This window comes from Streptomyces sp. NBC_00207 (assembly GCF_045160965.1).
Lineage (GTDB): Bacteria > Actinomycetota > Actinomycetes > Streptomycetales > Streptomycetaceae > Streptomyces.
Genome location: NZ_CP130715.1, coordinates 1,810,018 through 1,828,746, shown reverse-complemented (window position 1 = coordinate 1,828,746; position 18,729 = coordinate 1,810,018). Strand labels below are relative to the sequence as shown.

General features: G+C 70.7%; 16 protein-coding genes. 11 read left to right on the top strand and 5 right to left on the bottom strand.

All coding sequences use genetic code 11. The annotated features are described in order from the left end of the window. Positions 1 to 14: 14 nt before the first annotated feature. The 3 genes from OG472_RS08970 to OG472_RS08960 form a co-directional block, all read right to left on the bottom strand. Positions 15 to 1,829, bottom strand: a complete 1,815-nt coding sequence (locus OG472_RS08970; protein WP_405941276.1) for a SulP family inorganic anion transporter — start codon at positions 1,827 to 1,829, stop codon at positions 15 to 17. Then, positions 1,829 to 4,549: a cation-translocating P-type ATPase gene (locus OG472_RS08965; protein ID WP_405941275.1), complete on the bottom strand. Its 2,721-nt coding sequence runs from the start codon at positions 4,547 to 4,549 to the stop codon at positions 1,829 to 1,831. Before OG472_RS08965 ends, OG472_RS08970 begins: the two co-directional genes overlap by 1 nt. Before the next feature lie 78 nt (positions 4,550 to 4,627). Beyond that, positions 4,628 to 5,587 carry a polyphosphate kinase 2 family protein gene (locus tag OG472_RS08960; RefSeq protein ID WP_405941274.1) on the bottom strand — a complete coding sequence of 320 codons (960 nt, stop codon included), beginning with the start codon at positions 5,585 to 5,587 and terminating at the stop codon, positions 4,628 to 4,630. Between the two features lie 397 nt (positions 5,588 to 5,984). Between OG472_RS08960 and OG472_RS08955 the strand changes: the two genes are divergently transcribed. Continuing rightward, a complete protein-coding gene (locus OG472_RS08955; protein WP_405941273.1) occupies positions 5,985 to 7,541 on the top strand; it encodes an alpha/beta fold hydrolase in 1,557 nt (518 codons plus the stop codon). A 12-nt stretch (positions 7,542 to 7,553) separates the two neighbouring features. Continuing rightward, positions 7,554 to 9,164: an alpha/beta fold hydrolase gene (locus tag OG472_RS08950; protein ID WP_405941272.1), complete on the top strand. Its 1,611-nt coding sequence runs from the start codon at positions 7,554 to 7,556 to the stop codon at positions 9,162 to 9,164. A 36-nt stretch (positions 9,165 to 9,200) separates the two neighbouring features. Here the strand turns inward: OG472_RS08950 and OG472_RS08945 are convergent, their stop codons facing one another. After that, the gene (locus OG472_RS08945) at positions 9,201 to 10,142 is read right to left on the bottom strand and encodes a glycoside hydrolase family 16 protein (RefSeq protein WP_401604388.1); all 942 of its coding nucleotides are present in this window, start codon (positions 10,140 to 10,142) and stop codon (positions 9,201 to 9,203) included. A gap of 365 nt (positions 10,143 to 10,507) precedes the next feature. Between OG472_RS08945 and OG472_RS08940 the strand changes: the two genes are divergently transcribed. The 5 genes from OG472_RS08940 to OG472_RS08920 all read left to right on the top strand — a co-directional run bounded on the left by OG472_RS08940 (position 10,508) and on the right by OG472_RS08920 (position 16,461). Next, positions 10,508 to 10,951 (top strand): hypothetical protein, encoded by a 444-nt coding sequence (locus OG472_RS08940; protein ID WP_405828860.1) that lies wholly within the window; start codon positions 10,508 to 10,510, stop codon positions 10,949 to 10,951. Between the two features lie 31 nt (positions 10,952 to 10,982). Further along, entirely contained in the window at positions 10,983 to 13,133 is a 2,151-nt protein-coding gene (locus OG472_RS08935; protein ID WP_405941271.1) for a bifunctional polysaccharide deacetylase/glycosyltransferase family 2 protein, read from the top strand. Positions 13,134 to 13,135: 2 nt separating this feature from the next. Then, positions 13,136 to 14,398 carry an acyltransferase gene (locus tag OG472_RS08930; RefSeq protein ID WP_405941270.1) on the top strand — a complete coding sequence of 421 codons (1,263 nt, stop codon included), beginning with the start codon at positions 13,136 to 13,138 and terminating at the stop codon, positions 14,396 to 14,398. A gap of 231 nt (positions 14,399 to 14,629) precedes the next feature. Continuing rightward, entirely contained in the window at positions 14,630 to 15,757 is a 1,128-nt protein-coding gene (locus OG472_RS08925) for a PP2C family protein-serine/threonine phosphatase (RefSeq protein WP_405941269.1), read from the top strand. 188 nt (positions 15,758 to 15,945) lie between these two features. Next, positions 15,946 to 16,461 carry an SRPBCC family protein gene (locus OG472_RS08920; RefSeq protein ID WP_405828856.1) on the top strand — a complete coding sequence of 172 codons (516 nt, stop codon included), beginning with the start codon at positions 15,946 to 15,948 and terminating at the stop codon, positions 16,459 to 16,461. Between the two features lie 51 nt (positions 16,462 to 16,512). Here OG472_RS08920 and OG472_RS08915 read toward each other — a convergent pair whose 3' ends face one another. Next, positions 16,513 to 17,136: a TetR family transcriptional regulator gene (locus OG472_RS08915; RefSeq protein ID WP_401604375.1), complete on the bottom strand. Its 624-nt coding sequence runs from the start codon at positions 17,134 to 17,136 to the stop codon at positions 16,513 to 16,515. A 98-nt stretch (positions 17,137 to 17,234) separates the two neighbouring features. Here OG472_RS08915 and OG472_RS08910 point away from each other — a divergent pair, with 98 nt between their 5' ends. The 4 genes from OG472_RS08910 (at position 17,235) to OG472_RS08895 (ending at position 18,651) form a co-directional block, all read left to right on the top strand. Further along, complete coding sequence (locus OG472_RS08910; protein ID WP_401604373.1) at positions 17,235 to 17,423, top strand: hypothetical protein; 189 nt, start codon at positions 17,235 to 17,237, stop codon at positions 17,421 to 17,423. Continuing rightward, the gene (locus OG472_RS08905) at positions 17,420 to 17,701 is read left to right on the top strand and encodes a DUF4190 domain-containing protein (protein WP_401604372.1); all 282 of its coding nucleotides are present in this window, start codon (positions 17,420 to 17,422) and stop codon (positions 17,699 to 17,701) included. The genes OG472_RS08910 and OG472_RS08905 overlap by 4 nt, the downstream gene beginning before the upstream one ends. Before the next feature lie 114 nt (positions 17,702 to 17,815). Further along, positions 17,816 to 18,208 carry a YciI family protein gene (locus OG472_RS08900; RefSeq protein ID WP_401604370.1) on the top strand — a complete coding sequence of 131 codons (393 nt, stop codon included), beginning with the start codon at positions 17,816 to 17,818 and terminating at the stop codon, positions 18,206 to 18,208. Positions 18,209 to 18,519: 311 nt separating this feature from the next. After that, positions 18,520 to 18,651 carry a hypothetical protein gene (locus OG472_RS08895; RefSeq protein WP_401604369.1) on the top strand — a complete coding sequence of 44 codons (132 nt, stop codon included), beginning with the start codon at positions 18,520 to 18,522 and terminating at the stop codon, positions 18,649 to 18,651. The last annotated feature ends 78 nt before the right edge of the window (positions 18,652 to 18,729 follow it).

Sequence of the window (18,729 nt, the reverse complement as noted above, 5' to 3'; positions counted from 1 at the left end):
CACCCGGAGGACGGTCACGGCTCGTCGGCGGGCGCCGGACCCGCGGACCCGGGCTCAGGCCGGACAGGCGGCTCGGCAGCGGTGACCGGCGTCCACTCGGCTCCGGTGCGCAGGCGGAAGGCCGCGACGGCGGCCTCCACGGTGGGGAAGAAGTGGGCGGGGTCGATGGTGCGGGTGAGTTCGTACCGCTCGATCTTCCGTCGCACCGGGTCCTTGAGCTCGGCGAACACCAGGTGTACGTGGTTTGCGTTGAGCGCCTCGTCGAGGTCCTCCAGAACGTCGGCGGCGGTGGTGTCCACGTCGGTCATCGGTTCCGCCGCGACCACGATCCAGGTCGGCCGCGGGTCCGCGCCGGCCAGTCGCCTGATCTCGTCGCGGAAGGTCTTGGCGTTGGCGAAGAAGAGCGGGGCGTCGAACCGGTAGATCACCAGGCCGGGCAGCTGCCGGGCCTGCGGGTAGGAGCGGATGTCGTGGTAGCCCTCCAGGTCCTGCACCCGTCCGAGCACGGTGCGGTAGGGCCACCAGGCGCGTCGGAAGACGTTGAGGACGGACAGGGCCACCGCGATGCCGATCCCGGGCAGCACGCCGAGCAGGGCCACGCCGACGAAGGCCGCGCAGCACAGCAGGAACTCCGTCCGGCTCTGCCGCCACAGCCGCACGGACCCGGGGATGTCGGCCAGGGACAGCGACGCCGTGATGACCACGGCGGCGAGGGCCGGCTGGGGGAGATTGCGGAACAGGCCCGGAGCCAGTACGAGCATGAGGACGATCAGCGCCGCTCCGACGACCCCGGTGAGCTGGGTCCTGGCCCCCGCACGCTCCGCCACCGCCGTACGGGAGCCGCTGGTGCTGACGGGGAAGCCCTGGAAGAGACCGGCGGCCAGGTTGGCCACACCGATGCCCGCCATCTCCTGGTTGCCGCGGATCTCCTGCCCCGTACGGGCTGCGAAGGCCGAGGCGTTGGAGATCGTGTCGGCCAGCGACACCAGGGCGATGCCCAGCGCACCGCCGAGCAGCAGCGGCAGGTCGGCGGGGCGCACGTCGGGGATCGTGAACGGCGGGAAGCCCTCGGGCAGTTCCCCGACCAGCCCGACGCCGTGCGCGCCCAGGTCGAAGACGGTGGCCGCGGCGATCGCCAGCACCACCATCACGAGCACCGCGGGGACCTTCGGCAGGAAGCGCTGCAGCACCAGGATGACGATGATCCCGCCGATGCCGACCGCGGCGGCGGCGGGCACCGTCGCGCCGTCCGCGAGGCTCCGTACGAAGCCGGTGCACTCGCCGATCAGGTTGTCCGCCTCGACCTTGAAGCCGAGGAGCTTGGGCAGCTGACCGATCAGGATGGTCAGCGCCAGACCGTTCATGTAGCCGATCATCGTCGGTTTGGAGATCAGATCGGCGATGAAGCCGAGCTTCGCCAGCGAGGCCAGGATCATCACGGCCGCGACCATCAGCGCGAGCACCGACGCCAGCGCGACGGCCCGGTCGGGATCTCCGCCGGCCGCCACCAGGGGCAGCACGGTGGCGGCGATCATCGGCCCCAGCGAGGAGTCCGGACCCAGCACCAGGATCCGGGACGGCCCGCACACCGCGTAGCCGAGCAGGCAGAGAACCGTCGTGTACAGCCCGGTGATGGGCGGCAGGCCCGCCAACTCGGCGTACGCCATGCCCTGCGGCACCAGCAGCGTGGTCAGGACGACTCCCGCCACCAGGTCCTTGGCCAGCCACTCCCGCCGGTACGACGTGACCGCACGGATCCCGGGCACGGCCCGCACCCGGGAGACGAGTTTGCGGTTCCCGTGCCGGGTCGGCGCGGACCGCCCTGCCATCAGGTGCCTCGGGACCGGCGGGCCACGAGCTTGCCGAGCTCCCACAGGAGCAGGAGCACGACGGCGGCCAGTACCGCCCAGCCGAACTGCCGCGCATCGATCTCGGTGGTCCCCAGGAGCCGGCGGAAGCCGTCCATCTGGGTCACCAGCACGGCCAGCACGAACTGGGCCAGTGCCACCCAGTTCATCTGCCTGCTGTCGAAGGTGGACGGGGTCAGCACCGAATCCGTCTCGCTGCGGCACTCGAACGCGGCCACGATCAGGCAGAGCGCGAACGCGGTGAACGCGATCGACTGACCGGTCGCGACGCTGTCGAAGTGGGCCTTGCCGAGCGTGATGAGTCCGAGCAGGACGACGGTGATCGCCAGCCCGCCCAGTCCGACCGTGACCAGAACGCGCCGGGTGAGCACGGACTCCCCCCGCGGACGCGGCCTGCGTTGCATCAGGCCGGGGCTCTCCTGGTCGAAGCCCAGCGCGAAGCCGAAGGAGGCGTTGACGACGAAGTGGATCCACAGCACCTGCGGTGGGGTGAAGGGCTCACCGGCGGCGATGTTGAAGACAGTGGCACCGAGGAAGGTCAGCACGAAGGTGACCAGCAGCAGCAGGACGAACCGGATGTACTTGGTGAGGTTGTCGTAGATCCTCCGGCCCTGCTCCACGGCGTAGACGATGGTGGCGAAGTTGTCGTCGGAGAGGACCATGCGTCCGGCGTTCTTCGCCACGTCCGTGCCGCTGCCCATCGCGATGCCGATGTCCGCGGCCTTGATGGCCGGCGCGTCGTTGACACCGTCCCCGGTCATCGCCACGACATCGCCCTTCTTCTTGAGCGTGTCGGCGAGCAGCACCTTGTGCTCCGGCGCGACGCGCCCCACCACACCGATGCCGTCGATCCGCGCGAGTTGCTCGTCCTCGCTCATGGCGGCGAAATCGGCGCCGAGGACCGCCTCGCCGGGGATGCCGAGCTGCCGGGCGATCGCCGCACCGGTGGTGACGTCGTCACCGGTCACCATGCGGACCCGGATGTGCCCCGCCTGGGCGTCGGCCACGGCGGCCTTGGCCTCGTCGCGGGGCGGGTCGACCATGGCGACGAGGCTGCTCATCCGCAGCTCCGTGACGTACGCGAGGAGGTCGCCTTCCGGATCGAAGCCGGCCGGGTCCAGATCCCGGGTGGCCGCGGCCATGACCCGGCGTCCCTCGCCGCCCATCCGCTCGGTCTGCGCCTCGGCGCGCGCCGCCAGTTCGTCGTCCCACGGGACGGTCGCGCCCGCCGACAGCGCGGTGGCGGCCCGTGCCACGACCGCCGGAACCGCGCCTTTGACGAAACACCGGACGACCTGGCGTCCGGAGGCGTCGAGCGCCGCGTTGAAGGTGGCCATCAGCTTGTATTCGGGGTCGAAGGGCAGTGTGGCGAGCCGTGGCAGGGCCTCCCTGGTGGCGTCGACGTCGAGCCCGGCCTTGTGCGCGAGCACCAGCAGGGCACCCTCGGTGGGATCGCCCACCACCTCGCCGTCCACCAGTTTCGCGTCGCTGGCCACCACGTACGGCAGGATCGCGTCCTCGATGTCCGCGGAGGCGCCCGCGGCGTGGTGGACCTTCCCTTCCAGCCCGTACCCCGTGCCCGAGACGGTGTACCGGTCGGTGGGACTCAGCACTTCGACGGCGGTCATCTGGTTCATCGTGAGGGTGCCGGTCTTGTCCGAGTTGATCGCCGACGTGAACGCCAGGGTCTCGACCGAAGGCAGTTCCTTGACGATGGCGTTCCGCTTCGCCAGGTTGAGGCTGCCGACGGACAGGATCGCCTGGGTCACGGTCGGCAGGGCCTCGGGGATGGCGGCGATGGCCAGCGAGACCGCGCTGACGAACAGCACGTCCCAGGCCTGGTCCCGCTGCCGCCCCAGGGCGAACATCACGATCATGGTCAGGCCTGCGGCGGCCGTGATCCACAGCGTCAGGGTGTTGAGCTCCTTGGTGAGCGGCGGCACTTCCTTCTCGGTGGCCGACAGCATCCCGGAGATCTTGCCGAGTTCGGTGCCGACCCCGGTCGCGGTGACGACGAGCACGCCGCTGCCGTGGGTGACCGGGGTGTTCATGAACGCCATGTTGGTCTGGTCGCCGGGCGCCGGCAGGGCGCCCGTCAGCGTGCCGGCGTCCTTGGCGGCCGGAACGCTCTCGCCGGTGAGCGCCGACTCGTCGATCTGCAGGGCGCTGGCCTCGATGATGCGACCGTCCGCCCCCACCTGGTCCCCGGCCGCGATGAGCACGATGTCGCCGACGACGAGCTGTTCGGCGGGGATCTCCGCCTCCGTCCCGTCCCTGCGCACCCGCGCCGTCGCCTTCATCATCGACTGCAGTGCGTTCATCGCGCTCTCGGCCTTGCCCTCCTGGCGCAGGCCCACCACCGCGTTCAGCAGGGTCAGCACGATCAGCAGAATCGCGGTGGTCCACTCCCTGATGAGCAGCGAGACGACCGCCGCGGCCAGCAGGACGATCTGCATGTAGCTGCGGTACTGCGCGAGGAACCGGCGCCAGGTCGGAGTCCGCTTCTCCTCGGGCAGCGCGTTCGGGCCGTGCGCGGTCAGGAGTTCCGCGGCCCGCGCGGCGGAGAGGCCGACCGCCGGATCGACGTCGAACGCAGCCACGACCGCCTCCGGAGCGCGCGTGTACCAGCCGTCGGCCGAGGCCCGGGGCCGCTCTCCCGCAGATTCCGCCCGCACCGTCATCGTCCTGCCTCCGATCCGATCCGTGCCGCGACCGCATCCACGCTGCTCGGGCGCCGGGGCCCGGGGGTCCTGCCCCCTCTAGCCGCGCTTCTTCTTCCGCGCCCGCCGGGAGGCGGAGTACGGATCCGCCGGGGCCCCGGCGGGGGCCTCCCGTTCCAGCTCCCGCTTGGTGACGAGCAGCGCCTTGCGCGCCTCTTCCCCCACATCGGGGTACTGGGGATCGATGTCCATCAGCGTGTGTGCGAGGACCGCCGCCGCACAGATCCGGGCGAACCACTTCCGGTCCGCCGGCACGACGTACCACGGAGCCCACTTCGTACTCGTGGCCGACAGCATCGCGGAGAACGCGTGCTGGTAGTCGTCCCACCGGCGCCGCTCCCGGACGTCGGCCGCGGAGAACTTCCAGTTCTTCTCCGGCCGGTCGATCCGTTTCAGGAAGCGGGCCCGCTGCTCCTCCTTGGAGAGGTTGAGGAAGATCTTCACCACTCTGAACCCGTTGTCCGTGAGGTAGTGCTCCCAGCGGTTGATCTCCCGGTAGCGCCGGTCCCACAGCTCCGGCCCGGACGCCGTGTCCGGCAGCCTCTGCTGGACGAGGTTGTCGGGGTGGACCCGTACGACGAGGACCTCCTCGTAGTGCGAGCGGTTGAAGATGGCGATCTCGCCGCGCGCGGGCAGCCGCTGGGCGTACCGCCACAGGTAGTCGTGGTCGAGTTCCTCGGTGGAGGGCACCTTGAAGCTGCTGACCCGTACGCCTTGGGGATTGACGCCGCTCATCACGTGGCGGATCGTCCCGTCCTTGCCACCGGCGTCGAGCGCCTGGAGGCAGAGCAGGACGCCGTACGTGTCCTGGGCGGCCAGCCGCTCCTGGTACTCGGCCAGCAACGACACCCCGGTCTGCAGCAGCTCGACCCCGTCCCGCTTCTTCAGACCGGCCTTGTACCGGGGATCGAAGTCCCGGTCCAGCCGTACCTCGGACCCCGGTTCCACCCGGAGCGGCTCGATGAAATCCGCGATGCGTTCGGCTCTCTCGTCCGACATCACCTGTCAGTCCCTCGCTGCTCGGGGGCGGGCCGGGTGCGTCCCGGGCCCAGGACGGTCGGGCCGGCGGCATCGAGCTCCCGCCGGGACCGGAGCACGACCAGGATCGGGGCGCAGGCCCTGACCCGGGCCGCCGGCACGAGTCGCCCGAGCGTCCCTCATGCTCATTGTCTGCTCGCCGGGACGGGATCGCCCTCCCAGGTTCCGGGTGCCGGCCGCCACGGGGCACCGGCCGGTCTGCCCGGCGCCGTCCGGCGGGCCCCGGCCACGGGCCGTTGATCGCTCCGCATGCGCGCGTACGTTCCTCCTAGTAGCGTCGAGAGCGAGTGTTCCGTCCCAACCGCTGCGGCCCGGCCCGGCGGGGCAGCCGCCTATGTCGGCAGAGGAACGAGACCACATGCCCAAGCACAGCATCCACGCGGCGACCGCCGCGGCCGCTCTGGTCTGCCTGGCAGCTTTCGGCCCCGCACCGGGCAGCGCCGCGCCGCCACCCGCCCGCTCCGCCGGCGGGCCCGGTTCCGCAGCCCCTTCCCGGTTCGTGCCCGGTCCCTGTCCGAAGCCGCCCGAGCCGATCGAAGCGCTGAGCAACGCACGGTGCGGGTTCCTCGAGGTCCCCGAGAACCGCTCCCGCCCCGGCGGCCGGACCATCAAGCTGGCCGTGGCGGTCATTCCGGCCGTCACCCCGTCGAAGCCGCCACAGGAGCCCGTGGTGTTCATGGCGGGCGGTCCCGGTGCCGACACGTTCGACGACATCCCCTTCCTCGTCGACTCCGGCCTGAACAAGGACCGCGAACTGATCATCATGGCCCAGCGCGGCAACCTCTACGACCAGCCGAACCTCGCCTGCCCCGAGGTCGACCGCTTCAACGAGCAGGCCGTAGGCCTGGGCTACGACGCGAAGCAGGCGGAACAGCTCCTGCTGAAGGCGGTGAAGGACTGCCGGGGCCGCCTGACGGCCGACGGCACCGACCTGAGTGCCTACAACACCACGGAGAACGCCGCGGACTTCGCCGACCTGCGCAAGGCGCTCGACATCCCCCAGTGGAACGTCTACGGGTACTCCTACGGCAGCAATCTGGCCCTCACGTACCTGCGCCTGCACCCCGAGGGAATCCGCGCGATGGCGATCGACTCGATCACGCCTCCCGAGCACGTGACCCTGCCGTGGACCTGGGGCAGCACCGCCGAGGGAATCCACAACATCTTCGAGGCCTGCGCGGCGCAGCCCGCCTGCAAGGACCGGTACCCGGACCTCCCCCGCCTGCTGACGGAGCAGGTGCGCAAGCTGGAGGCCCACCCCCTGACGCTGAACGTCCCGCCGCCGGGCGGAGGAAAGCCGGTCAAGACCGTCCTCGACGGGGGCGCGCTGCTGAACCTGATCGTCGCCTTCACCCCCCGGCCCAAGGACATCCCGGCGGCGCTCGACGAACTCAGCCGCGGAAACCCGCAGCGCTTCGCGCAGGCCCGCGCGGCCGGCTCGGTCCAGAAGACCGGCGAGTTCGCGCACGGCCTGACGAACTCGGTGGTGTGCAGCGAGTGGGCGCCGGGGTACTCGGAGCCCGACGTGCTGAAGGCGGGGCGCAAGGCCTACCCCGCGTGGCCGGACACGGTCCTGGCGCAGGCACCGCAACTTCCCTTCCAGTACCCGGCCTGCCGCATCTGGAACGTTGCGGACCGCGCCTCCGTCCAGCGGCTGGCGACGGTCAGCTCGGTGCCGGCGCTCGTCATCTCCGGCACGTTCGACGTGAAGACCGGCGCGAGTTGGGCGAAGGGCGTGGCCCGCGACCTGTCCCGCTCGACCGCCATACAGGTCCCCGGAATCGGCCACTGGGTGGTCCCGCAGTCGCCGTGCGCGCAGCGCGTGCTGGCGTCCTTCTTCGCTCGCCCGACCGCTCCCGACACCTCGTGCGTGGACGGCCTCGAGCCCCAGCCGTTCACGATCATCCCGAAATGACCGGGAGGCCAGATGACTCGCCACGAAGCGCCCCGTCGTCGCGGCAACCTACGACGACTCCAGGCCACTTCGGCCGGCATGGCGGCCGGCCTCCTCGTCACGGGACTGCTCGCAGCGCCCGCGCAGGGGCAGTCCCGTACCGGCACCACCCCCACCCCCGAGGCGCCGATCGGCACGGTCGCACGGACGGTGGGTGACGCCCGCTTCGAACCGGGCCCCTGCCCGAAGACGGCGGAACCGATCGAGGCCCTCGACGAGGCCCGCTGCGGAACGCTCACCGTGCCCGAGAACCGCACGAAACCGAGCAGCCGGACGATCGAACTCGGTGTGGCGATCGTGCCCGCCGCGACCGACAAACCGAAACCCGACCCCATCGTGTGGCTCGCGGGCGGACCCGGAGACGATGCCGTGGGGGAGGCGAAGATGGCGATCGACGGCGGCCTGAACCGCGACCGTGACGTGATCTTCATGTCCCAGCGCGGTACGTACTCGGCCGACCCGGCCCTCCTGTGCCCCAACGTCGACGAGTTCAACGCACGCGTGATCGGCCTCGTCTACGACGCTCCGTCCACCGGACGCCAGCACGTCGAGGCCACGAAGGCCTGCCGTGACCAGCTGGCGGCCCGTGGGGTGGACCTCAGCGCCTACAACGACATCCAGAGCGCCGCCGACTACGACGACCTGCGCACCGCGCTGGGCGTCGAGCAGTGGAACCTGTACGGCATCTCCTACGGCACCCACCTGGCCCTGGCCTCCATGCGCCTGCACCCCGAGGGGATCCGCTCGGTGGGCATCGACGGCATACTGCCGCCGTCCACGTCCGGGTCGGCCGCGACCTGGAGCAGCTTCCGGCAGGGCGTCGACGGCCTGTTCAAGGCCTGCGCGGACCAGCCGGCCTGCAACAAGCGCTATCCGAACCTGTCGGCCACCTTCGAGGAGCTGGTCAGCGACCTCGAAGCCAAGCCGGTCACCACCACCGTCACGGTCCCCGGCAGCGACAAGCCGGTGAAGGTCGTGATCGACGGCGGAACCCTGGTGAACTGGCTGACCTCCGCCACCCACACGGCGGAGGCCGTCCCCCAGTCCATCGACGAGCTGGCGAACGGCAACCCGCAGCGGATCGCCCAGCAGTGGGCGGGGTGGAGGACCAACCCCAAGGGCATCGGAGTGACTTCGCACGGTCTCAGCTACGGCGTCTTCTGCAGTGAGTGGACCCCGTACGAGAGCAGGGACGCGGCGCTCCAGGGCGGACAGAAGGAGTTCCCGTCGTTCCCCCGCTCGGTGCAGGCCCAGGCTCCGCTGCTCACGTTCCTCCACCCCGACTGTGAGATCTGGAACGTCCCCGCGGCCGATCCCTCGATCCGGGACGTCACGCGCAGCGACATCCCCACCCTCGCCCTGTCCGGTGCGTTCGACGCCCAGACCGGCGCGGACAACGGGCCGTACGTGGCGCGTACGCTGCCCAACGCCAAGGTCGTCACCGTCCCGTACGAGCCGCACGTGGTGTTCGCCACCTCGAAGTGCGCCCAGGAGATCGCCGTCTCGTTCTTCGACGACCCGGCCGCGCCGAAGACGGAGTGTCTGAAGAGCCTCGAAGCACCGGAGTTCGAGATCGCGCCCTGAGATCGCCCTGGGCGTCCGCGGTTCACATCGCCCGGGTCAGGACTTCGGCACGGTGTTGATGTAGTGGGTGCCGGCACTGTAGAAGCCGTCCACCGTTTTCTGGACCTCGGCCTGGGAAACGGCCTCATCGGCCTTGTAGTAGAACCAGTTGACCTTCATGTTCCATGTGCGCGGACCGCCGGTGAAGGGAAGGTCGATGAACCAGTTGCTGAAGTGGATGTCCATCTTCTCGCGCGGGACGTACTTGCCGGAGCTGGTGAACAACTCCTTGCCGTCCAGGGAATAGGTGACCTTTCCGTTCATGGCGGTGATCATCAGGATGTGCCAACCCTCAAGGCGCTGCTTGGACGTGTGGTTGACCCGGTCCGGCGGATCGGCCTTGTACCAGCTGACGTTGTCGAGTTGCGGACCCACCGAACCCCAGCCGCCGTTCGGCAGGTATTCGTGGTCGAGTTCGCTGTAGTTCGCCGAGGAGTCCGAGGGGGAAATCGGAAAGAAGGTCTGGACGACGTGGTCGCCGTTGCGGCCGGTCGTGGGCTTGTCGCCGAAGTGGACCCGAGCGGCGTAGGTCCCCGTGAAGAGGTCGGTGCCGGTGCTCTGCACCTCGACCTGCTTGGTGCCCTGCTTGGTGCCGTCGGTGGAGGCCTGCAGTTGCAGGATCCTGCCGCCCTGGGCGGTCGCGTCGGAGGGGAAGCTCGCGCCGGCGCCTGACCAGGTGTCCTTGATCCCCGGGCTGCCCGCGCCGTCACGGACCTCCCAGCCGTTGGCGGTGAGCGAGGGGTCGTCGGTGCCGCCGTAGTGGAAGCCGTCGAACAGGGTTCCCGGCGGTCCGGACGGGGTCGGCGAGGCGCTGGGGGCGGCATCGGTACTGCTGCCGGACGTGGGACTGCCCGAACACGCGGCGAGTGCACACAGGAGGGCAGGCAGCGCGAGCCCGGTCCACGCGCGGCGACGAGAGGTGCGGCGGGGCTGGCTCACACGGGCTCCTTGGTGTGTAGCGGCGGTACCTGGACACGCCCTTTTGCGTGAGGATCAAATGACTGATCACACGAGTGGGGCATCTTAGCGCCGCCGCGGAAGGTTTCTTGCGGGCGGTCTACCGGTATCCGGCGACGATGCGTCCCGCCTACTGGTCGGTACGGCCAATTGATATTGCGATCCGATTACGACACCGGAGCAGATCGCGTCAAATGCACACATCGAGCCAAATTCGATTCAGGCCGGTGCACTAGCGTTCGCCCTGCTGTCCTGCGGTCTACGTACCCTGCACTGAAAGGCCTCGCAAGGTGCGCCCCATTCTCACTTCCCTCGACCGCGGATCGGCGCAGCAGGCGGAATATGACATGTCTGAGTCAAATCTTGGTGAGCCTGCTCCCGCACCGGTATTCGTCGACCAGTCGGGTCTGCGCGGCCGCCTGCTGCGGGGCCTCGGCTGGCCGGTCTCCGTGCTCGGCGCGATCCTGGCGGTCGCCATGGGCAGCAGCCTGATCGGTGTGCAGGCGGACGCCCCGGCCATGGGCATACCCGCGCAGCCCTCGCGGCCGCCCGCCCCGTCGCCCTCACCCGTGGGGTCGCTGTCGCCCGGCCCGTCCGCGTCGTCCGCAGCCCGGACGGCCACGCGGTCCGCGACACCCCAGGCGAAGGCCTCGGCCACCACGACGAAGGCCCCGGCCCCCGCGTCGAAGGCCACGACCACCCTGACGAAGACCGCGGCTCCCGCGTCGAAGCCCACGACCACCGTGCCGCGCGGGGCGGCGGCCTCCGGCCGACCGACCAAGCACCCCTGATCCTCCGCACCACCCATCTCCAGGAGCGCAATTGTCCCGCCACCAGCGCCGCCGGCAGTCCCTGCTCAGGCCGCGCCGACTGGCCGCGCCACCGCTGCGCTTCTTCATGCCGCTGTCCCTGCTGGCCTGTCTGCTCGCGCTCCTCGTCCTGCGCGGCCTCGCCACCAACGAGGCGTTCCACGACTCCCGGATCGCGATCTCGGTCGACAAGACGACCGTGCCGCCCAATCTGCTCAAGGGCGGCCCGGTCATCGACGCGCGCGGGGCCAAGAACGAGCACCCCGTGAGCTACCACATCCCCGACCGCACCGCGGTTCTGAGCTTCGACGACGGTCCCTCGCCGCAGTGGACCCCGAAGATCCTCGAGGTGCTCGCGGCCCGCAACGTCCGGGCGGACTTCTTCGTGACCGGGGCGATGACCACGCGCAACCCTGAGCTGATCCGGGAGATCGTCGCGGGCGGCCACGAACTCGGCGTGCACACCTTCACCCACCCCGACCTGGTGTACCAGTCCCACGCCCGGACCAGCTGGGAGCTGGCACAGACGCAGCTGGCGCTGGCCGGCGTCGCGGGCGTCCACTCCGCGTTGTTCCGCCCGCCGTACTCCTCCGACGCCACCGCGATGGACGACTGGAACTACCCGGTGATCAAGTACGTGGGCGCGCGCGGCTACCTCACCGCGTTCATCGACCGCGACACCGACGACTGGAAGCGTCCCGGCGTCGAGCAGATCGTGAAGGCGGCGATGCCGGCCAAGCCCGGTGCGGGCGCGCTGATCCTGCTGCACGACGCGGGTGGCGACCGTACCCAGACCATCGCCGCGCTCGTACAGATCATCGACAGGCTGCAGGCCCAGGGCTACCGCTTCACCACCATCTCCGACGCACTCGGCGCCTCCAGCGCCACCGTGCCGGTGCACGGTTTCCAGCTGTGGGCGGGCAAGGGATTCATCTGGGCCACCCAGTTCGCCGTGCTCACGCTGCCGGTACTGGTCGCGCTGCTGGCCGTCGTCGGCTTCCTCAACTTCGGCCGGTTCGCGCTGATGCTCGTCCTCGCACCGATCCACGCCCGCCGCGCGAAACGGCGGGACCTCTGGGGAGACCCGGTCACCGAGCCGGTCACCGTACTGGTCCCCGCCTACAACGAGCGCGAGTGCATAGCCAACACCCTGAACTCCCTGGCCGCGAGTGACCATCCGATCGAGGTGATCGTCATCGACGACGGCTCGACGGACGGTACCTCGGAGATCGTCGAGGAGATGGACCTGCCGTTCGTCCGGCTGATCCGCCAGGTCAACGGCGGCAAGTCCACCGCGCTCAACACCGGCATCGCGGCAGCCTCGTACGACATCATCGTGATGATGGACGGCGACACCGTCTTCGAGCCGTCCACCGTACGCGAGCTGGTCCAGCCCTTCGGCGACCCGGCGATCGGCGCGGTCGCGGGCAACGCCAAGGTCGGCAACCGCGAGAGCCTGATCGGCGCCTGGCAGCACATCGAGTACGTCCTCGGCCACAACCTGGACCGCCGGATGTACGACATGCTGGGCGTCATCCCGACCATCCCCGGCGCGGTCGGCGCCTTCCGCAAGGAGGCCCTGCGGCAGGTCGGCGGGATGAGCGACGACACCCTCGCCGAGGACACCGACATCACCATCGCGGTGCTCTGCGAGGGCTGGCGGGTCGTCTACGCCGAATTCGCCCGCGCCTGGACCGAGGCTCCCGCCAGCCTCCAGCAGCTCTGGTCCCAGCGGTACCGCTGGAGCTACGGCAGCATGCAGGCGATGTGGAAGCACCGCCGCTCCGTGACGTCCCGCGGCCCGGCCGGGCGCTTCGGCCGGCTCGGGCTGCCGCTCGTCGTGCTGTTCGGCGTGGTCGCCCCGCTGCTGGCGCCGCTGGTCGACCTGTTCCTGCTGTACGGCGTGCTGTTCGGAGACGCCCCGATCACCCTCACCAGCTGGGGCGGCTTCATTCTGCTCCAGGCCGCACTGTCCTGGTACGCCTTCCGGCTCGACCGCGAGAAGCCCTGGCATCTGATCAGCCTGCCGATCCAGCAACTGGTCTACCGGCAGCTGATGTACATCGTCCTGCTGCAGTCCGCCATCACGGCGATGACCGGTGGCCGGCTGCGGTGGCAGAAGCTCCGGCGCACCGGCGAGGTCGCCGTACCCGTGGAGGCCTGACCGTGACTGCATTCGTCGACCGCGGGCGCACCCACGAAACCGTCCAGCTGAGGATCCCCGCCGCACTGCGGCAGGATCCCGAGCTGGGGCCGGAGCCGGAGCCGGAGGCACCGCCCACGCGCAAGGGCGGCCGGGACCGCTATCTCGACCTGCTGCGCGCGCTGGCGCTGGGCCGCGTGGTGCTGTACCACAACTTCGGCTGGTTCTGGCTGCCCCTCGTCTTCCCGTCGATGGGCGTGATGTTCGCGCTGGCCGGCTCGCTGATGGCCCGCTCGCTCAGCCGTCCCGCTCCCGGCGTGATCCGCGGCCGACTGCGCCGGCTGCTGCCCCCGATGTGGCTGTTCGGCGCCGCCATGATCGCCCTCCAGATCCTCGGCGGCTGGGGCCCCGGCTCCGAGGGCCACCCCAGCTGGTGGTGGGCCAAGCTGGCCTTCTGGATCCTGCCGCTGAGCACCCCGCCGTACGCGGACGAGCTGTCCGGCTTCCAGCACGTGGAACACACCTGGGCCGCGCAGATCATCGTCCCGCTCTGGTACCTCCGGGCCTACCTCTGGTACGTCCTGCTCTCGCCGCTGATGCTCCGGGCACTGCGACGGTTTCCGGTGGTGACGCTGTCCGCTCCGCTGGCGATGGTGATCGTCATGAACGCGTTCTTCGTCGACCAGGAGTTCGTCTACGGCCGGGTCTGGGAGACTGCCAACGACTTCGCCACCTTCGGGGCCTGCTGGATCCTCGGCATGGCCCACCAGGAGGGGCTGCTCAAGAAGATCCCGCAGTACGTACTGCCGTCCGTCGCCCCGCTGATCATGGTGGCAGGCCTCTGGTACCTGCAGACCCGACCGGTCGATCCGACCGTGGCGACCGACATCGAGTCCTGGCCGATCGCCCAGGCCCTGTGGTCCTTCGGCTTCGTCGCCATCCTGCTCCACGTCAGCCCGTCCTGGGAGCAGTGGCCCAGGCCGCTGGAACGCTGGAACGGCCTGGTCAGCCTGCTCAACGCACGCGCCGTCAGCGTCTACCTCTGGCACCAGGTCGCCCTGGTGGTCGCCATCCCGCTGATCGACCCGCTCTGGAGCGTCCCCTTCGTCTACGCGAACTTCCAGTGGCTGCTGGCCAGCCAATGGTTCACACTGCTGGTGGCGATCCCGCTGCTCGGCCTGCTGGTGCTGACCTTCGGCTGGGTCGAGGACCTGGCCGCCAAACGCTCGCCACGGCTCTTCCCGTACCCGCGCCGCCGACGGGGCCGGCGCCGGGCCGCCGACTGACGGGGGCTGTGCAGGGACCGGCCCCCGTGGAACGACCGTACTGACCGTCCCGGCGGGGGCCGTGCACCAGGGCCGGGGCCGGCGTCGGGCAACATGCCGCGTTCGGCGTAATCGAGGGTTCGGCCCGGCTTCCTCCTCACGCTGTGACGGTCGGTCACGCTCGTGTCAGGAGGCCCGTGTGCACAGGTCCCGTCGTCGGGTGGCGCCGCGGACGGCGCCCGGAGGCGGGCGGTGAGGCGCACCCGCCCGGACGAGCCCCTCGTGCTCGCCCCCGAGGACGGCTTCCGGCAGGCCGCGCCGCCGGCCTGGATGCGGTGGCTGCCGTTCGTCTACGTGGCCTTCGTCCTCCTCCTGGAGGTCACGCTCCAGGAGGAGTGGGCGGTGAGCTTCTTCCTCATCGCTCTGCCCGCCATCGCCGCGTACGCCTACGGGCCGGTCGCCGTGGCCGCGTTCACGGTGCTCGCGATCGTCCTGGAATGCGCCATCGCCGCCGTCGCCCACCACCTCGGGGAGAACCACCACGTCACCGCCGACATCGCCACCGCCCTCGTCGGCGTCCTCTCGACCGCGCTCGCCGCACACCGCAGCCACCAGGAACGCAGCCTCGTCCACGCCAACTCGGTCGCCGAGGCCCTGATGCGGGCCCTGCTGCGCCCGGTGCCGCACCAGGTCGGGCACGTGCTGGCGGCCAGCCTGTACCGGCCGAGCGAGGCCGGGACCATGGTGGGCGGCGACCTCTTCGACATCCGCGCCACCCATGTCGGGGAGCGCGCCATCATCGGCGACGTCCGCGGCAAGGGGCTCCAGGCGGTCCGTACGGTCGCGGCGATCCTCGGAAGCTTCCGCGAGGCCGCGTACGAGGCGGAGGACCTGCCCGCCCTCGCCGCCAGGCTGGAGCGGCGGCTGACCCGGGAGGCAGAGGAGATCCCGGACGAGGAGCTGTTCGCGACGGCCCTGCTCATCGAGTTCGACAGGCTGGCGCACCGGGTGACGCTGACCAACCACGGGCACGTCGAGCCGGTGCTGATCTCCTGCGGCGAGGTGCGCACGCTGGAGGGCCCGCCGGCGCTGCCGCTCGGCCTGGGCGGTCTGGCTGCGGCCGAGCGGCCGGTGGCGTGGAGCCACCGGTTCACCCGGGGCGATGTGCTGCTGCTCGTCACGGACGGGCTGGTGGAGGCCCGGGACACCAGCGGCGACTTCTACCCGCTGGTGGACCGGCTCCGGCACCGCTTCGCGGGCCGCCCGGCACCAGGACCCGCCGACGTCGTCAACTTCCTCAACACCGACCTCCCTCGTCACGCCCGTAATCTTCATGACGACGTCGCGATGCTCGCGATCGCCCCGCACGGCCACCTCTGACGCATCCTTCCGGCGGGTGGAGCGGACTGCCCGTCCAGACCGTCCGGGCCGCCGCCAGGACGGGGACGAACGTCCCGGCGACGGAAGCGCGCGGTGCCGTCGCGGCACCTGCCGGGGGCTCCGCGGCGGGGGCGCCGGTTCCGGGTGGGGCGGCAGCCGCTACCGTCGTGCTCCGAGGAGGGAGCCACATGCCCCGCACGTTCAGCGTCAGCGACACCGTCATCGTCGCGGCCGACCCGTCGACGGTCTACCGGCACGTTTCCGACCCCGCTCTCATGGGCCGCTGGAGCCCGGAGAACCTGGGGGCGACCCCGGCCGAAGGACCCGGCACCGCGACCCGGGTGGGGATGGTCTTCGACGGTCGCAACAAGCGCGGTCCGTTCCGCTGGACGACCCGCTGCACGGTGACGGCCGCCGACCCGGACGAGGTCTTCCGGTTCAGGGTCCACGCCATAGGCCTGCGCCGCCCGTGGCTGCGCGGTCCGATCGCCACCTGGGAGTACCGTTTCGCCGCCGTGCCCGGGGGCACCGAGGTGACGGAGACGTGGACCGACGACCGGCGCAGCTGGCCCGACCCGGTGGCCAACACCTTCGACAGGATCGCGACGAGCGGGCACACCTTCGCCGAGTTCCAGCGGAAGAACATCCGGGCCACCCTGCGCAACCTCAAGTCGCAGCTGGAGGCCCACCCCGCCACCTCCTAGGAGGACCCGGTCGGGTGTGCGTGCCGTCGGCGTGCCATGTTGCCCGCCCTGTCACCTCGCCCAGTGCACGCGCCCGAGATGGATCAGGCGCAGCTGGGCGAGGGCCGTGCCGGTGGCGGCCGACCAGTCCTCGCCCCGGAGGGATGCGGTCAGGAACGCCGAGGCCGTCATGAACATGTGATCCACCAGCAGCCGCGACAGCATCGTCACGTCGTCGGTCTCCCAGCCCGCGCTCACGCGATCGGACCCGAGCGCGACGCCTATCTCGTCGGCGAAGACGTCGAGTTGCGCGGCGATGGCCTCGCGCACCGCCGTCACCCCGCCGTGGCGTTCGCGGACCAGGAAACGGACGTGCGCGGGCCGGTCGCGCACCAGCTCGGCGATGAGCCGCACCACGGCGTCGCCGCGAAGGTCGGCGTCGCCGGTCGCGGCGAGGATCTCCCGCACCGTCTCGTGCAGGCTGGCCAGTGCCTCCTCGACCAGCGCGGTCCCCAGCTCGTCCATGCTCCGGAAGTGCCGGTAGAAGGCGGTGGGGACGACTCCGGCGGCCCGGGTCACTTCCCGGAGGCCGAGGCTGCCGAGGCTGCGCTCCGCCAACTCCGACAGGGCCGCATCGAGGAGGGCGCGTCGGGTGCGGCGGCGCTGGGTCTCACGAAGGCCGGTCTCTGCACTCATGACGCGAAGTCAACCGCGTCACAGTTGTCCGCCGCCAGCATGATGCAAACTGAACTGGGTAGTCAGTGAACAACTGTTACCTGAACGGAGGACGTCTCATGCTCTTCCTCGTAGGCGCGTTGCTGGTGCTCGGCGTCGTCCTCGGCGTCGTGGCCCATGTACCCACGCCCGTCAGCATGGTCGCCGGTCTCGCCATCGCTCTCTGGCTCGCCCTCTTCGCCGCACGCGAGCGCTTCTCCGGCCACCGCCGGGCCGGACTCGACCACGACCGCGGAGGTGTGCGATGAGCCCACGGGCGGATTCCCGTACCGCGGCCCGGCTCCCGGCCCGTACCCGTGACGCCGACGCGATGGCCGTCACCGGCTTCGTCCTCGGCCTGGTGGGGCTGCTCGTGATGAACCTGATCCTCGGCCCGACCGCCGTCGTCCTCGGCGCCCTCGCGCTGCTGCGGCACACGACCAGGCCCGGCCGGGCCCGCCTGGCCATCGGCCTGGGCCTGGCCGACGTGGTGCTCCTCGTCTGCCTCGTCATCGCCGACGGGACCTGGTCGTGGAGCCTGACCTGAGCCTCCCGGCCCGAAGGGGCCCAAGGCGGGGCTCAGGGGCGGCCGCGCCCGACCGGGGAGACACTGGCGGAGTGGGCGACAGAGCGGAGCAGTCCTCCCGGAAGGGTGAGGAACATGAAGTACATGATCCAGATGAACGTACCGGCAGCCGAGTGGGACGCCGTCATGTCGTCGTACTCCGACGAGGACATGCAGGCCATGTTCGCCCACATGGCCGCCCTCAACAGCGAACTCACCGCCGCCGGGGAATGGGTGGACGGGCAGGGTCTCGGCGGCCCCGCGCAGGTCAAGACGGTGCGGGCCGGGAGCGACGGCCGGCCCGAGGTGACCGACGGCCCGGCCCGGGCGGGAGACATCCTGGCCGGGTACTGGGTCGTCGACGTCAAGAGCGAGGAACGGGCCCTGGAGATCGCCGCACGGGCGTCGGCCTGCCCCGGACCGGGTGGGAAGCCCGGCAACGACCCGGTCGAGGTGCACCCGATCTCCGAGGCCCCGACGGCAGCCTGAGCCGTCGGCCCGGCCCGCCCCGGCTCGGGCCAACCGGGCGAGGCGGCGCACTTCCGGGGCCGGTGAGGTGAACCTGTACGCCGGACGGCGGCGGGGCGGGTGGCAGCAGTGGCAGTCCGCCGGGGCGCACCCGAGGCTCGGTTCCGGGGGCGAGCACGAGGAAGGGACGGCAGGCCATGCCACAGGCCAATGAGGAGGGCGTCGCCGGCCGCCCGATCGGTACGGTGGATCAGCATCGGAGTCGAGCCGGCCTCCTGAGGACAGCGCTCAGGCGGACCAATCTGCTACCGGCGTTCCTGGTGCTCACGGTCATGACGGTCGCCCTGTGGCTGATGGGTATGCCGTTCCTCCAGGCCCTGACGATTTCCACCGGAGTGAAGATCGCGGTGGCCCTGCTCGAACTCCGGCGGCTGCCCACCCCGGCCGACGAGCCGCCGGCCTAGGAATCGCCGCGCCGCCCCTTCTCCCGCGGCGGCAGGACGCCCCGGACGGGGATCTCGCCCTGGACCCGGAAACGGCCG